General features: G+C 63.4%; 7 protein-coding genes. 4 read left to right on the top strand and 3 right to left on the bottom strand.

What is annotated here, in order from left to right:
* From F8O06_RS11500 to F8O06_RS11485, 3 genes are all read left to right on the top strand, one after another.
* On the top strand, nt 1–799 hold a 799-nt coding region (locus tag F8O06_RS11500), incomplete at its 5' end, for a DUF5979 domain-containing protein (protein WP_225733493.1).
* Between the two features lie 868 nt (nt 800–1,667).
* A complete protein-coding gene (locus tag F8O06_RS11490; protein WP_158038675.1) occupies nt 1,668–4,127 on the top strand; it encodes an immunoglobulin-like domain-containing protein in 2,460 nt (819 codons plus the stop codon).
* Nucleotides 4,128–4,149: 22 nt separating this feature from the next.
* Nucleotides 4,150–4,941, top strand: coding sequence for a hypothetical protein (locus tag F8O06_RS11485; protein WP_158038674.1), 792 nt, complete (start codon nt 4,150–4,152; stop codon nt 4,939–4,941).
* 365 nt (nt 4,942–5,306) lie between these two features.
* Here the strand turns inward: F8O06_RS11485 and F8O06_RS11480 are convergent, their stop codons facing one another.
* The 3 genes from F8O06_RS11480 to F8O06_RS11470 form a co-directional block, all read right to left on the bottom strand.
* Complete coding sequence (locus F8O06_RS11480) at nt 5,307–6,947, bottom strand: D-serine ammonia-lyase (protein WP_318655870.1); 1,641 nt, start codon at nt 6,945–6,947, stop codon at nt 5,307–5,309.
* Nucleotides 6,948–7,299: 352 nt separating this feature from the next.
* Nucleotides 7,300–8,073, bottom strand: a complete 774-nt coding sequence (locus tag F8O06_RS11475) for a tyrosine-protein phosphatase (RefSeq protein ID WP_158038673.1) — start codon at nt 8,071–8,073, stop codon at nt 7,300–7,302.
* A 55-nt stretch (nt 8,074–8,128) separates the two neighbouring features.
* Nucleotides 8,129–10,726, bottom strand: a complete 2,598-nt coding sequence (locus tag F8O06_RS11470; RefSeq protein ID WP_225733492.1) for a helix-turn-helix transcriptional regulator — start codon at nt 10,724–10,726, stop codon at nt 8,129–8,131.
* A 900-nt stretch (nt 10,727–11,626) separates the two neighbouring features.
* Here F8O06_RS11470 and F8O06_RS11465 point away from each other — a divergent pair.
* A complete protein-coding gene (locus tag F8O06_RS11465; protein WP_158038672.1) occupies nt 11,627–15,625 on the top strand; it encodes an Ig-like domain-containing protein in 3,999 nt (1,332 codons plus the stop codon).
* Nucleotides 15,626–15,754: the final 129 nt, after the last annotated feature.

Here is a 15,754-nt window from a genome sequence, read left to right as displayed (position 1 = left end):
GGGTGCGTTCTCGGTGACGAAGAGCGTGTCTGGTGATGGTGCTGGTTTGGTGCCTGCTGATCAGGTGTTCTCGGGCACGTATTCGTATCCTGCTGGTGATGGTTTTGCTGCTGGTGAGGGTGTGTGGTCGACGACTGCTGGTGGGACGTGGACGTCGCCTGATGTGCCTGCTGGTGCGGTGGTGACGGTTCAGGAGAATGCTGCTGATGCCGTTGGTAACGCGAAGTGGGGCACTCCGGTGGTTTCTGATCCGGTGACGGTCAAGGTTGGTGAGACTGCGAAGTTCACGGTCGATAACCCGATCACGATTGATAAGGGTGCGTTCTCGGTGACGAAGAGCGTGTCTGGTGATGGTGCTGGTTTGGTGCCTGCTGATCAGGTGTTCTCGGGCACGTATTCGTATCCTGCTGGTGATGGTTTTGCTGCTGGTGAGGGTGTGTGGTCGACGACTGCTGGTGGGACGTGGACGTCGCCTGATGTGCCTGCTGGTGCGGTGGTGACGGTTCAGGAGAATGCTGCTGATGCCGTTGGTAACGCGAAGTGGGGCACTCCGGTGGTTTCTGATCCGGTGACGGTCAAGGTTGGTGAGACTGCGAAGTTCACGGTCGAAAACCCGATCAGCCTGGTACCGAGCGAACCAGGTACAACGCCCCCCGCACAGAACGTGCCCGACGACAAAGGCCCGGGTTCGCTTGCTCGCACGGGTCTTGCCGCAGGGTCGATTCTGGCAGGCGCTCTGGTACTGATCGCTGGAAGCCTGGGGCTCATCGCCGCAGCACGTCGTCGTCGCCAAGGCTGAGACAAGCGATGATGAGGTTGCGGATGAGATGAGCTGATCCGCGACTGGAACAAAGAATGGGCACCCGGGTTCACCTGGGTGCCCATTCTTCGTATTCAGGCTCTTTGCAGCGGTGAGCTGCTCGGCTCAACGGTGCGCATGAGCCAGTGGCGAAGGCCGCAGCTTCCGCACTTTCGAGGGGCTATTCCACAGCTTCTGTGCACTCGCGTGAGTGGTGCGGGGTACTTCCTTGCTGAGTTGGCAGAAGTCGTGGGCATCAGCGAGTGGAGGCCACAGGTTCTGTACTTTGGGTGTTGGTGTTGGCGTTGGCGTTGGCGTTGGCGTTGGCGTTGGTGCGGGTACGGGTGTGGGTGTGGGTGTTCTCATCCGAGTTGGCAGAAGATGTGGGTATCAGCGAGTGGAGGGCACAGCTTCTGTACTTTGGGTGTGGGTGTGGGTGTTCTCATCGGCTTCCCCGCCGGCACGAAGAGCTTCGGGTGTGGGCGCGGGTGTTCTCATCCGAGTCGGCAGAAGATGCGGGCATCAGCGGGCGGAGGCCACAGGTTCTGTGCTTTCGCGGGGCGGCTCTGGCTCATTCGGCACGTTCTGTACTTTCGTGGGGTCATTCCACAGCTTCTGTGCGTTCACCGGGGCAGCTCTGGCTCGGCCGGCATCGCCTGTGCAGAATCAGCAGGTGCTGTCACACAAAGGCAAGGAGCCGAGCTGGCTTCACCTGTTGTTCAGCTGTGATCAGGCTTGGCGTCATCTGAGAGCCGTACTGTCGCCGAGTCTGATCACCTCAGATGGCCTGGTGCTCGTGTCTGCGGCATCGCACTGCTGGCGTTCAGACGACATGCCCCGAAACACCTGAAACAGAGGAGTCATCTTCGTGAACGCCCCCCTCCCCGCTGCTGGAGCCCGTTCGGGCACCGGCCGTCGGCGCACCAGACTCACAGCAATCATGACCGGCATCGCCCTTGCCGGTGCACCGCTCGTCGTCGGCGCCTCGTTCGGCACGACAAACGAGACGCAGGCCATCGCTGCCGAGGCGGTTCAGCCGCTGCTCAGCACCGCATCGACGACCTGGAAGTACTCAGACAACAACACTGACCCGGCTGCGGGCTCGGCTGATCGACTCAGCTGGACCACTGCATCCTTCGACGACTCGAAGTGGAAGAGCGGCAAGGGCTCGTTCGGTGCGAAGAACGGAGCTGCGACCGGCATCGGCGGCGGCCTCACCGCGAACACTCTGCTGACCCAGTACATCGGCGACAGCAAAGACGACGTGCCGACCTTCCACTTTCGCACCAAGGTGAATGTCACGAAGCAGCAGCTCTCGTCAGCCACGGAGTTCACCGGCACCGCACTCTACGACGACGGCGCGCAGATCTTCGTCAACGGCGCCAAGGTCGCCGGGCTCTCGGACGAACGCGTCGAGCAGGCGCCTGAGGCTCAGCGCAATCTGATGTATGCCGGCAGTGGAGACGGCAATCCGGCACCAGCGACATTCAGCGTGCCGTCGACCGCGCTGCACGAGGGCGAGAACACGATCGCCGTGGCGCTCTACCAGGATCGCAAGAGCAGCTCCGACGTCTACTTCGATCTGCAGTCGCTTGCCCCGGTGCAGCCCGAAGCTCCGGTTGACCCGACCCCGCCCACTGACGTGGTGCTCACCATCGGTGACGACGAATCGCAGCGTCGCCTGAACTGGTACACCGCCACTTCGACCGACCAAGCCGTGCAGGTCGCGAAGCAGGCCGACGTGACCGGCGACCAGTTCCCGGCCGACAAGGCCAAGACGATCGCCGCATCCGCCAAGGGCAAGACGACCAGCGGCGAGTTCGCGCATGACGCGACCATCACCGGGCTCGAGCCGAACACGACCTACGTCTACCGCGTCGGCAGCGACGCGACCGGCTGGGCGGCGACCGAGACCTTCGCCACCAAGGCGTTCTCGGGCGACTATGAGTTCCTCTTCTTCGGCGACCCGCAGGTGGGCGCCTCGGGCAATCTTGCGAACGACGAGAAGGGCTGGGTCGACACCGTCGACGTCGCCGAGCAGACCTACCCGAACAGCGAGATGCTGTTCTCGGCAGGCGACCAGGTCAACACCGCCTCGCGTGAAGACGAGTACGACACGTTCCTGAAGCCGAAGCAGATGCGCCAGGTGCCGCTGGTGCCGGTCAACGGCAACCACGACGTGGGGTCGAAGGCCTACGAGCAGCACTTCTCGGTGCCGAACTGGGATCAGGATCACGGCAAGGCGACCAGCGCGACAGCATCGGGCGGCGACTACTGGTTCATCTACAAAGACGTGCTCTACGTGGTGCTCAACTCGAACAACGGCGACACTGCCAGCCACAAAGAGTTCGTCGACCGGGTCGTGAAAGAACAGGGTGCCAAGGCCAAGTGGAAGGTGCTCGCGTTCCACCACTCGATCTACTCGATCGCAGCTCACGTCAACGACAAGCAGATCAAAGACCTGCGAGCCGCACTGCCCACGATCGCCTCTGACGCCGGCTTCGACCTGGTGCTGCAGGGCCACGATCATTCGTACACGCGCACCTACCTGATCAAGGACGGCGAGCTCGCGAACCCCGACGAGACCGCCGCGCAGGGCACGGTCACCGCCAAGCCCGGCGAGGTGCTCTATGTCACGGCAAACTCGGCCAGCGGCTCGAAGTACTACGACATCACCGAGCCCGATGCCTGGTACGCCTCGGTGCAGAACCAAGAGAAAGTGCGCAACTACTCGCACATCGCCGTGACCGACGACTCGATCACCGTGAAGACGCTGCGCAGCGAGCAGAAGGGTGACGACAAGCCGGTGAACAGCGTCGTCGACGAGGTCAAGCTGCAGAAGGTCGACACGACTGCGCCTGCGCTCACCGTGCCGGCTGACGGCACGATCGAACAGGGTGCCGAGTTCGACCCGCTCGACGGGGTCAGCGCCGTCGACGTTCGCGATGGCGACCTGACCGGCTCGGTGAAGGTCGATGGAACGGTCGACACTGCGACTCCCGGTGCCTACACGCTCACCTACACGGTGACTGACGCCGCGAACAACACAGCGACCGCGAAGCGCACGGTGACGGTGGCTGCGAAGGCCACGCCGACGCCTGAGCCTGGTGAGGGCACAGGCGAAGAGGGCACAGGCGAAGAGGGCACGGGGCAGAACGATGCGCCGCAGTCGCCCGCTGGCCAGTCTCCTGCATCCGCTGCCCAGCCCGCCGCTGACCAGCCCGGGCACCTCGCTCAGACCGGTGCAACCGGGGCCGCCCTCGCCGTCGGTCTGCTGCTCGCGGCCGCCGGTGCGGTCACCCTGATCGTGCGGCGTCGCCGCGCATGACGATGACCTGCGAGGCTCGGCGATGACGGTCGCCGACCTGAGGCAGGCCCGTGCCGCTCGCTCGCGTTTGTCGGCCGTTCCGACGTCGCGGCGGGCGGCACGGGCGTTGCGCCGTCTGGTCGTGATCGCGAGCGGAACGTCGCTCGTCGTGGGGATCGCCTGCGCGGCAGCTGGCTGCGTCTCAGATTCCGCCCAGCCCGAGCAGCCTCTCAGCGCTACGACCGCGCCCACGCTCTCGGCAGAAGCCACTGAGGCCGGCTCGGACGCCGTATCCGCCGCAGCCGGCTCGGCAGACGTGGTCGACGTCGCCGGCGCGACGATCGCACCAGATGCGCTCGCGACGACGTCGGCGAGGTTCGGCTCGGTCGTCGTGGTCGTTCCGGGGGATGCCGCAGGCGACGCCCGCAACGCATCTGCGGCCGTGATCGAGGCCGTTCGTTCGCACGCCGACGCTGTGCGACGCGTCGACCTCGCCGTGGCAGAGCAGGACGACGCGCGGCTGCAGGAGCTGGTGGAGGATCATCCCGACCTGATCATCGTGGTGGGCGCAGCGCTCAACGCGGTCGTCGACCGCGTCTCGGCCAGCAGCCTCGATCAGCGGTTTCTGCTGGTCGGCGCACAGCTGCCCGAACCCACTGACAACGTGGCGGCGGTCGTGTGGCCGGGCGCGGATCAACGCGACCAGGTCATGGGCGGCGGGGGAGCATCCGCGTCATCGGGCGGGGCGCTTGCGGCTCGTGCCGCCGAGGCCGTGCCGATCGGTCTGCGGGCGGTGTCTTCGGGGCGCTCTGGCCCCGTTGTCGCGCTGGGGTAGCGTGGCGCGTGCACGGATCCGCTGAGGCGGGCGCCGTTCCGCTGAAATTGAGCTGATCTGAGCGGAATGGTGTCGCGGCCGGCGGATCCGTGCACGGGACTCACTGCGCGGGCCGAATCTGTACTTTCGGTGGATGCTGTGGCTGGTTTCGACGCGAGTGTGCAGAAGACGTGGGCATCAGCGCGCGAAGGCCACAACTTCTGTACTTTCGGTGGAGGCTGTGGCTGGTTTTGACGCGAGTGTGCAGAAGACGTGGGCATCACCGAGTGATGGCCGTGTGTTCTGTACTTTCGGGCGGCAGGGGCGGCCCGGTCAGCAGGCTTCGCGTGCAGATTCTCACGGATGAGCCTGTGCGCGAGACCAGCTCACCGCCCGCGCGCGATGTACGCAGCCATCTCAGCGGCTGGGACCATGCTGCCGCCGGTCGCCCAGGCCACATGCGTGGCGCGAGCCATGCGCTCGTCGGTCAGTCGCATCCGCAGGCGGTACGGATCGTCAGCGGGCAGCGACGCAAGCCGCACGAACGAATCGATGCCCACCGTCGATGAGGGCTCTATGTCGATGCCCTCGCTGTCGTGCAGCAGGGCGAGCATCTCGAACATGCGCGCATCGGGCACGGTCGCACAGGCGTCGACCAGATGCCGAACGGTGTGAGCGACAAAGCCCGAGGGGCGGGCACAGGCGAGCCCGTCGGCCGCGGTCACGTTGTCGAGGCCGACTGCGTGCACATCGATCTGGTCGTCGAGACCGGATGCGAGGCCGAGCAGCATGCTGGGGCTGCGGGCTGGCTCGACGAAGACACAGTGCACAGCGTCGCCGAACGCGTGCTTCGCGCCGAAGGTGATGCCGCCGGGCCCGCCTCCGACGCCGCAGGGCAGGTGCAGAAACAGCGGATGCTCCTCGTCGATCACCACGTCGAGCGCCTCGAACTGCGCTTTGAGCCGGTGGGCGGCGACGGCGTAGCCCAGAAACAGGCTGGGGGAGTTCTCATCGTCGATGAAGTGTGCCAGTGGGTCGCCCTGCGCTCGCTCGCGGCCGGCGGCCACAGCCGTCGAGTAGTCGCCCTCGTACTCGAGCACCTCGACGCCGTCGTGACGCAGCCGGTCTTTCTTCCACTGGCGGGCGTCGGCCGACATGTGCACCGTGGTGCTGAACCCGAGCTTCGCGGCCATGATGCCGATCGAGAGCCCCAGGTTTCCGGTCGAGCCCACCGACACCGAATGCCGCGCGAAGAATTCGGTGAACGCTGGGTCGGCGAACCGCCGGTAGTCATCGCGGGTGGTGATCATGCCGGCGTCGAGGGCGAGCGACTCGGCATGACGCAGCACCTCGTAGATGCCGCCGCGTGCCTTGATCGAACCCGAGATGGGAAGGTGGCTGTCGAGCTTCAGCCACAGGTTGCCGGGCAGCGGGGTACCAGGCAACGGCGTGCCGGGCAGCGACATGCCGGTCTGGGTACTGCTGGGCTGGGCTCTGCCGGTCTGGGTACTGTCGATGGTGTCTGCGGATGCCATGCTCGCGCCCGCATGACCGGCCGACGCCCGGTCTGGTGACGGTGCCGCAGCATCCGCTGACACGCCTGACTGACCGAGGCGGTCGCTGAGCCGGTGCTGCAGACTCGGCACCGCTGCCAGCGGCGACTCGATGATGCCGAGCGTTCGCTCGGTCTCGGGAAAGACCTGTGCGATGTACGGGGCGAATCTGCGCAGGCGTTCGGTCGCATCTGCGATGTCTGCCAAGCCGAGCGAGGGGTACTGCGACGGTGCTGGTGTGGCTGTATCTGGTGCTGTGACAGGTGTTGCTGCTGTCGCTGATGCTGCAGCAGGCGCTGGTACCGCGAGTTCGGCGGCCGCCGACTTCTGGGCCAGCGCCTCGTCGACGGCGAGCACGTCGGGATCTGGCCAGAGTACTGACTCACCGGCACGAAGTCGCATGAGTGCGGCTGCGCCCAGGCGGTCTCTGAGACGGTTCTCCAGACTGTTCGGCAGATCGGTCGCTGCATCCATGCACTGATGATATGCGCCTGACGGTCAGCTCGGACATAACGCGCTGCACACTGTGCCGCCCTGCACCTGGGTCTCTGCCCTGTGCCGCCCTGTCATGTGACCCATGGCACCGTGCACTCCTCCGCGCCGCGAGGCACATGCGTGGATTGGACGACGCCACCACCGATTGGCCGAAATCGCTCGATCTTAAGCAATCGCGGTGCAGACGGAGCAATCGCCGCAGGTACCCTGAGACCAAGTCACACGAAGACGCCCGCGGTTGAACCAGTGGTGGCACAGCTCAGTCAGAAACCAGGTGAAGAAAGAGTGATTGCGGGGCAAACGGGGCAGACCACTGCCAGAGCCGCCGTCATCAGACACTCAGCGAGCTCTGCAGCGCCGCAACCTCGGCATCGCTGAGCCCGTTGCGCAGCAGGTATTCCACCGCGCTGCCATACCGAGTGTCGAGGTGGTCGATCGCAGCCTCCAACGCTTCGGGCGGAGCCTCGGCGATCAGCGTGCGCAGGGCATCCGTCACAACGGCGCCGGCGGCCTCGACCTTCGCGAGCGTGCCCTGCAGCCAGCGCCCGGCCAGATTCGCGGTCGTCTCGGCGTAGTCGGCGACGACGGCATCCTGCGGCACACCGACGGCGAGCAGCAGCAGCGCGACGGTCACACCGGTACGGTCTTTGCCAGCTGTGCAGTGCACCAGTACTGCGCCGCGATCTTCGGCGATGTCACGTGCGACCGCGGCGAACACGGCTGCATCGTCATCAAGCATGCCGCGATAGAGATCGGGCAGAGTCGGCAGCCCGGACAGGCTCGCCTGGAGCGAACCCTCGAGCAGCGGCAGGTGAATCGTCTGGATCGGCCGGCGCACGCCAAGCGTCGTGGGCAGATTCGTGCGTTCGTACGTGGTGCGCAGATCGACGATCGTGTCGATGCCGCTCGTCTCGAACCACTGAGTGGCAGCGGGGTCGAGAGCACCGGGTGCGGCGCTGCGGTAGAGCCGCTGGGGTCGCGTCTGCCCGCCGTTCGCGAGCGGCAGGCCGCCGATGTCGCGAAGATTCACCAAGCCTGGCAAGCGGATGCCGCGGTCGACGTCGCCGGGCGGGTTCAGCGGGGTGGTGGCAGGGTGCTCGGTCATCTTCTGAGCGTAGACGAGTAATCGCGCAGCCGCGTCGACGGGCGTTTCAGGTGGCCTAGGACTCGACGGGTTCGATGTGGCCTGCCGGTAGGTCTACCAGCCCGCGTCTTACGGCCTCTTCCAGGGCCTCGGTACGGTTGTGCGCGTCGAGCTTGCGATAGAGGCTCTTCAGCTGAGACTTCACGGTGTTGACAGAGACTGAGAGCTGCGCGGCGATTCCGCTTGGGCCCGAAGACTCAATGAGCTCGTTGAGAACCACGCGTTCGCGTTCAGAGAGAACCTCGTGCTCGAGCCCGCGACCCTTGACCATGAGCTGGGTCGGCAGGCTGCGCACTTGGGCGCCCCAGCTTCGAAGGTTGACGTCAGAGGAGGCTGAGCAAAAGGAGTCCAAGAGTGCGCGTGAGTGCGAATCGAGGTGTACGAGTGGCATGGTCAGCTGTGCCTCGGAGAGAAGGTGCGCTGCGTTTTTCACCAGAGGTGCGGCTCGATTAGTGGCCTGCTCGCCGATCTCGACGATGCCGCTGATCAGGCCCACGGTCGCCCTTCGTCGAACGTCGAGTGGCTTCGGCAGGGGCAGCCCGGCCAACACAGTGCGTGTTCGGGCATAGTTTTGACGGGCGAGGGCGCATCGTGCCAGGAACAGGCCGGAATCGAGCCGGTCGAGGTCTCGAGAGACGGCCTGCACCATGCGCTGGGCTTCGCCGATCTGGCCGGTTGCCAAGGTGAGGTTCGCTTCGGCCAAGATCATCGATGCGAGCGCATAACGATCCACGACTCGATCTGCGGCGAGGCGGGTGTGCAGCTCGCGTAGGTCTATGAGGCCTTCACGTGCGCGCTGCAGGCAGATCGCAGTATTGGCCTGGGCCTGGGCGAGCAGGTGCACCGCATCATAGGACTCAAGCCCCTGCGAGTATCGCTGCAGCAGTTCTTTGGCCTGCTCGTACTGCTGGTCTTCGAGGCATGCCGACACCTGATAGAGCACGCTGAGCGAAACGTGCGCGTGAGTTTCGGCGTTGAAGCCTCGGACCATGAGGTCTTCAGGCGACAGCGCCAGGCGCTCGGCAGAGGTGCGCTGGCCCAGCATCATGTAGGCGGCGGCCAGAGTGACTTTGCGCAGACCGTACTCGTCAGCTTCTGCCGCATCGATTCTCATCGGTGGAATTTCGTTGGCGATCGTCTCGATTGCGAGCGCGGGCTTGCCTCGGACGAGCTCTGTCTCTGCTGCACGTTCGAGGAACTCGAGCATGAGCGCGTAGCGTGTCTGCATCAGTTCGGTGCGGTGGGTGCGGATGACTCGCTTGATGAGCTCGCTCTCGGCCAACGCATCCCCTTCGATGACACCAAGGCGTTGGGCGTTCATACGTGTGTGGTGCCAGAGCAGCTGGCCAAGTGCGTCTTCAGCTGAGCTGGTCTCGACGAAGGCTTTGCTGTCGCCATAGAGAGCCAGGTTCAAGAGAGCGCCGGCTTGCCGCTGCTGGCCGGGTACGCGTAACAGCCAGCTTGCGTAGAGCACGCAGAGAACTGGGTGTCGCATGAACTGTTTCGGGGTCAGCGTGCTGAGGGAGTCTCCGACGCGATCGAGGCCGAGCACGATTTGGGCCGGATGAGTCTTGAAGATGAGTTTGGAGGCCTGATCAAGGTCTCCGGCAGAAACATAGGCCTCAAACGCAGAGCACCAGCAGCCAGATCGCATGCAGAGTCGGGCATACCAGCGCAGTGCGCTGCACTGCTCGGCGCGTGAGACTCCTGGCAGGCGACCGGTGCTGACGAGCTCGAAGTCTTCGCAGAGCACGAGACGTCGCTGGTCTGTGAGCTGATAGGCGACGCCCAACGATTCGAGCTCACGCACCGTCTTCTGCCCGCTGTGCGATGAGAGCGCGGCGGCCTCAAGCGTCTGCAGGCTGCAGAGGGCTATGAGTGCCCGACGAGTCGATTCCTCAGTCAGCTGGGCGAGTGAGGTCTGCAAGAGGTTCATGGCCAGCGGGCGTGGATCTGCCGGGTGTGGGGGTCGGTCAGCGGTATGGTGCTGTGCTTCGCGCATAGTGAGAAACGGGAGGCCGCTGAAGCGGGACCCGTGCAGCGGGGCCGCGCCCGTGACGTTCTCGAACAGCTGAGCGCTTTCGGCAGCGGTGAAGCGCAGGAGGCCAGGGGTGATGATGTTGAGGGTGCCGCCCAGCAGGGAAAGGTCGGATTCAAGGGCGGTGTTTGCTCGGGTCGTGATGACTGCAGCCAGCCAGGGATGCGCAGCCAGCTGGTCAGCCAGCCACGGAGCGAGGTGCTCGTCGTCGGCCGGCTCCCAACCGTCTATGGTCACGATGACGTCTCGCCGTATGCCACGATTGTCGTGGCTCTTGAGGTACTGCAGGTGTGTCGCGACAAGATCGTTCTCAAGCTGCGTGAACGTCTCTGGTGAGATGCCCGAAGGAACGATAAACACTGCGGGAGACACGCTGCATTGACCAAGCAGATTCATCCACTCACGAAGCAGAGTGGTCTTTCCCGCCCCCAGCGGTGCACGGATTACGCACACCTGATCAGTGTCGACGATTCGCTGCACGAGATGAGGGCGCGGTACGAGGTAGGTCGGCAGGCGCACCTCGCCGAGCGGGGTCGCCCCATAGTCTCGAGAGGTGTCTGGTATGTCGGTGTTCATCAATTCCCCTAGCGGCGTTCAGTCCGAGTGCTGTCTCTGTGAACGTCATTGGTGCACAGCGGTGGTGGGCTGACCTCGAACGCATACGTCTGAGACCATGATGTTGCCGACCACAAGCGAATTCTCGTGGCGGCTCAGTCCAGCTTCCAGATGAAGACATCACCGTTGATTCCCAGTCGCGGCTTACTCGCGTCAAATCGAAAGCATCCCAACGTTGCATTTTCTTCTTCCTCGGGTGAGAGCTCAACTAGTAAAACCTGCTGGTGGCCGGGGACGGATCCCCCGCTGAAAGCGTTGACAGACCAGAATAGGCCCTCTGCGACTGGGGTCATGCGGCCTCAGAGAGCTGGTCACCATGCTGTCGACTGCATCAAAAGAAGGTGTTGGCTTGTATTAAATCACCCTGTAGATTCACCCGGATGCTGGTGGGTGTCTGCGCGGGAAGTGGGTGTGATGTCGGGTGCCGTGGCGCGTGCCCGGTGTTGAGTGCGCAGCGCTGCCGAGTCTCAGGCTCGTGCGATTGAGAGTTGTGAAGCTGCGGGGGTGACTCGATCAGGGTGAATACGCAGGGTTAACCTTCGATACAAACTCGCTGGAGCTGGCTGCGAGTTCTCGCTGTTGACGCCCCGCGTGCCCAGTAATCAGGCGCAGTGAGCAGCAAATATCGTTCGTCTCGGAGGGCGGGGGGTGTGCGAGCAAAGGGAGGTGCTATGTCGGTAGCGTTTACGCAGTGTCTTTCAAGAGCACAGCGGTAACTTCGGACGACCTGTTGATCTGCTGCCACTGCCACTCTCTGAGGACGATCACACTGACACAGGCGACCGCCTGTGCGCCCGCAAGACCGAAAGGTGCAAGAGATTGCGAAAACTCAAATCGAGAGACGGAATCCTCCGTCGCTCTGTGAAGAGCATCGTCGCCAGTGGTGTGGCGACTGCTCTCGTGGTGGGCGGCAGTATCGCCGGCTTTGCCACGTCAGCTGTTGCTGACGAAGACCAGGGCGGGTGCTCATACGGGCAGGGCGGCCCGAAAGCCGATGCGCTCTGCTGGATCGACATGAGTAGCTTCGGTAGCGTTTCTGCTGCTGAGCTCATGGCGAACCCTGATGGGGTGACCAGAGATTTGACGATCACCCTGGGGCGCTATGTGATCACGACCAAGGCCACGGTCAAAGCTGGTGCAGACGGCGCAAACGGCGTCGAAGCGACCGCACTCCCCACATGGGGCGGATCGGTACTCGGCAGCACGCACAGTGGTCAGGGATACTACCTGGGTACGAAGGGTAAGCCTGCCTTGTACCAGCCGGTGTCTACGCCAGACGTCAGCAAAGACTTCGCGTTACGCGACTCCGTATCTCTCAATGACATCTCAGTATGGGACAGCAAAGAGAACAAAGCCGTCACGTCTGGCTACTCGCTCGTGATGGCTGACGCCGAGTCGACGGGTCCGACTCACGAAGGTTTCACCTGGACATCCGATAAGGTACTCAACGAGTACACGCGTGCAGTGCCATCTGGCTCGAACTGGCTGCAGCCATGTGTCGGCGGCTCCGGTGCAGCGTCAGGGCTTGGCACGACCACAGTCGTATGCGAGGCGGCAGACACAGTTGGAAAGTCCAACGGCATCCTGATGGTGAGCGCTGATGCGCCAACGACAATCACCTCGTCATTCAATAACGCTGCCTACGCGAGTTCTCGACAGGGCGTCGCGTTTGCCCTCGTGTTCAGCACGGCGGTTCCGGGTGTTGACGTGAAGCAGAAGGGCGGGTCGGATGCGGGCTTCACCACTACCTCATCGACCGGCGGTGACGCTACCTCGAATGATGGAGAAACCACATCGAACGAACCGTTCCTGGGGCAGTCAGACCAGACGCCGACCACTTACACGGTGGAGAAGACTTCGGGCAAAACCTCTGAAGACGCCTATGACCTCAAATGGAGGTGCACGGTCAACGGTACTGAGGTGCAGCCTGACGTTTCTGCAGATGGCAAGAGCGCGACTGTGCAGACTCCGGCCAACGGAGCTTCCTCGTGTGTCGCGGAGCTAACAGCCAATGGGCCGAAGACCGGTGACGACTCCAAGACGATCAACCCGAACACGACGGCGACGCTCACCCCAGAGACGACGCCTGGCAAGGGCAAGATCACAGATGTGAAGTTCAACAGCCCCGCTGCCACCGATGACGGCAAGACGCTCGTCGTGCCTGGCGAGGGCACGTGGAAGATCGAGCCGGTCACTGATGAGCAGGGTCAGACTTCGCAGAAGGCTACCTTTACTCCGGAGCAGGACTACAACGGCCCTGTGACCCCGCAGCCCTACACGGTCACTGATCAGTACGGTCTGACCGCGGAGGGTAACCTCTCGGTGGCGATCAACACGCCCCCGACCACTGGTAACGATCAGGAGATCGTTGAGCAGGGTCAGTCTGCGACGCTGACTGATCTGAACACGGTGCAGGGTACCGGCCCGATCACTTCGGCGGTGTTCGACAACGGTGCAACCACGAAGGCCGTGCCTGGTGAGGGCACCTGGACGATCGAGTTGGTTGATGGCAAGCCCACGGCGACGTTCGTACCGGTGGATGGTTTCACTGGTCCGGTGACGCAGCAGCCGTACACCGTCACTGATTCGAATGGTCTGACCGCTGAGGGCAAGCTCGATGTGATCATCAAGCCGAAGACCGGTGATGATTCGAAGAGCATCAACCCTGGCGAGACCGCGGAGCTGGCTCCGACGACCACGTTCGGTTCGAGCAAGAAGATCACGGGAGTGACATTCGATAACGGTCAGACGACAAAGACCGTTGAGGGCGAAGGAACCTGGACGATCACGATTGGTGATGACGGTCAGCCCAAGGCGACCTTCAAGCCCGAGGATTCGTTCCACGGACAGGCAACCACACAGCCCTACACCGTCACTGATGAGAATCAGCTGACGGCAACAGGCAATCTCGATGTGTTTGTGAGCACCCCTCCGACGACGGGTGACGATTCGGTGACGGTTGCTCAGGGCGAGACTGCTGAGCTGTCTGATCTGAAGACGGTGCCCGGTTCGACGCCGATCACTTCGGCGGTGTTCGACAACGGTGAGACCACGAAGGTGGTTGCCGGTGAGGGCACCTGGACGATCGTGCTGAACGAGGGCAAGCCCACGGCGAAGTTCGTTCCTGAGGCCGGTTTCACTGGTCCGGTGACGCAGCAGCCGTACACGGTCACGGATGAGAACGGCCTGACCGCTTCGGGCAAGCTCGATGTGATCATCAAGCCCGCCACTGGTGATGACACTGTGACGGTTGATCAGGGTCAGCCTGCGCAGCTGTCTCCGACGGCGACAAAGGGCTCGGGTGATGTCACTTCGGCTGCTTTCGACAACGGAACCCAGACCAAGTTCGTCTCTGGTGAGGGTACTTGGACGATTGCCGTTGTGGACAACCAGCCGCGTGCAACGTTCACTCCGATCGATGGATTCCATGGGCCGGTGACCTCACAGAAGTACACGGTGACCGACTCGAACGGAAATTCCTCGAACGAGGGCACTCTGAACGTGATCATCAAGCCCGCCACGGGTGACGACAAGGTGACGGTTGCTCAGGGTGAGACTGCTGAGCTGTCTGATCTGAAGACGGTGCCGGGTTCGACGCCGATCAAGTCGGCGGTGTTCGACAACGGTGAGACCTCCAAGGTCGTGCCTGGTGAGGGCACCTGGTCGATTGAGCTGGTTGAGGGCAAGCCCACGGCGAAGTTCGTGCCTGATGCTGATTTCACTGGTCCGGTGACGCAGCAGTCGTACACGGTCACGGATGAGAACGGCAACAGCGCAACGGGCAAGCTCGATGTGATCATCAAGCCCGCCACGGGTGACGACAAGGTGACGGTTGCTCAGGGTGAGACTGCTGAGCTGTCTGATCTGAAGACGGTGCCGGGTTCGGCGCCGATCAAGTCGGCGGTGTTCGACAACGGTGAGACCTCCAAGGTCGTGCCTGGTGAGGGCACCTGGTCGATTGAGCTGGTTGAGGGCAAGCCCACGGCGAAGTTCGTGCCTGATGCTGATTTCACTGGTCCGGTGACGCAGCAGTCGTACACGGTCACGGATGAGAACGGCAACAGCGCAACGGGCAAGCTCGATGTGATCATCAAGCCCGCCACCGGTGACTCCACCGTCACGATCAACCCGAATCAGACAGCCACTCTGAATCCAGACACGATTCCTGGTTCGGGAACGATCTCAGACGTGAAGTTCACCGATCCGGCTGCGACTGATGACGGCAAGACGCTGGTCGTGCCCGGTGAAGGCACCTGGACGATCACACTGGACGAGTCGACCGGAAAGTCGATCGCGACGTTCACACCGGAGAAAGACTACTTCGGCCCCGTCACCCCGCAGCCCTATCAGGTCACCGACACCAACGGTGAGACTGCTGAAGGAACGTTGACCGTCAAGATCAACGTGCCGCCGCAGGCGAAGCCGGACCACCAGACGATCAAGCCTGGTGAGACTGCGACGCTGCACCCGGAGACCATTCCGGGCACTGGTCCGCTGACTGATGTCACCTTCGACAATGGGCAGAAGACCAAGCACGTCGATGGTCAGGGAACCTGGAAGATCTGGTTGGAGGATGGCAAGGTCGTCTCGACCTTCACCCCTGATGATCCGAACTACACTGGGCCGGTCACCGAGCAGAAGTACATCGTGACCGACACCAACGGTCTGACGGCGGAGTCGACGCTGAGCGTTGACATCACGCCCGAGGCCGCTCCGGTCACGCCTGCAGACGAGACTTCGACCGATGAGCCGAAGCTCGCTCGTACCGGCCTCGAGGTCGGCGCATGGGTGGTCGGCGCCCTCGCGCTGCTGGCCGCGGGTGCTGCCGGAATTGTCGCCGCACGCCGCAAGCGCTCCTGAGTGAGCGAACGGCACAGGCCGACGCACCCACCGTATGGTGAGTGACCTCGCCTGACCAGAGCCGCGGGGGCCGACACCACAAGTTTGGGTGTGCGCGGCGCGGGGGGTGAGGCCCGTCGGGGCGCGGAG

It is taken from the genome of Pseudoclavibacter sp. CFCC 14310 (genome assembly GCF_008831165.1).
Classification (GTDB): Bacteria; Actinomycetota; Actinomycetes; order Actinomycetales; family Microbacteriaceae; genus Pseudoclavibacter_A.
This window is presented reverse-complemented; position numbering and strand designations above follow the sequence as displayed.

Bases quoted from the DNA above. Each gene is read 5' to 3' on its own strand.
- F8O06_RS11485 (WP_158038674.1), top strand. From the start codon at position 4,150: ATGACGGTCGCCGACCTGAGGCAGGCCCGTGCCGCTCGCTCGCGTTTG.
- F8O06_RS11480 (WP_318655870.1), bottom strand. From the start codon at position 6,947: ATGGATGCAGCGACCGATCTGCCGAACAGTCTGGAGAACCGTCTCAGA.
- F8O06_RS11475 (WP_158038673.1), bottom strand. From the start codon at position 8,073: ATGACCGAGCACCCTGCCACCACCCCGCTGAACCCGCCCGGCGACGTC.
- F8O06_RS11470 (WP_225733492.1), bottom strand. From the start codon at position 10,726: ATGAACACCGACATACCAGACACCTCTCGAGACTATGGGGCGACCCCG.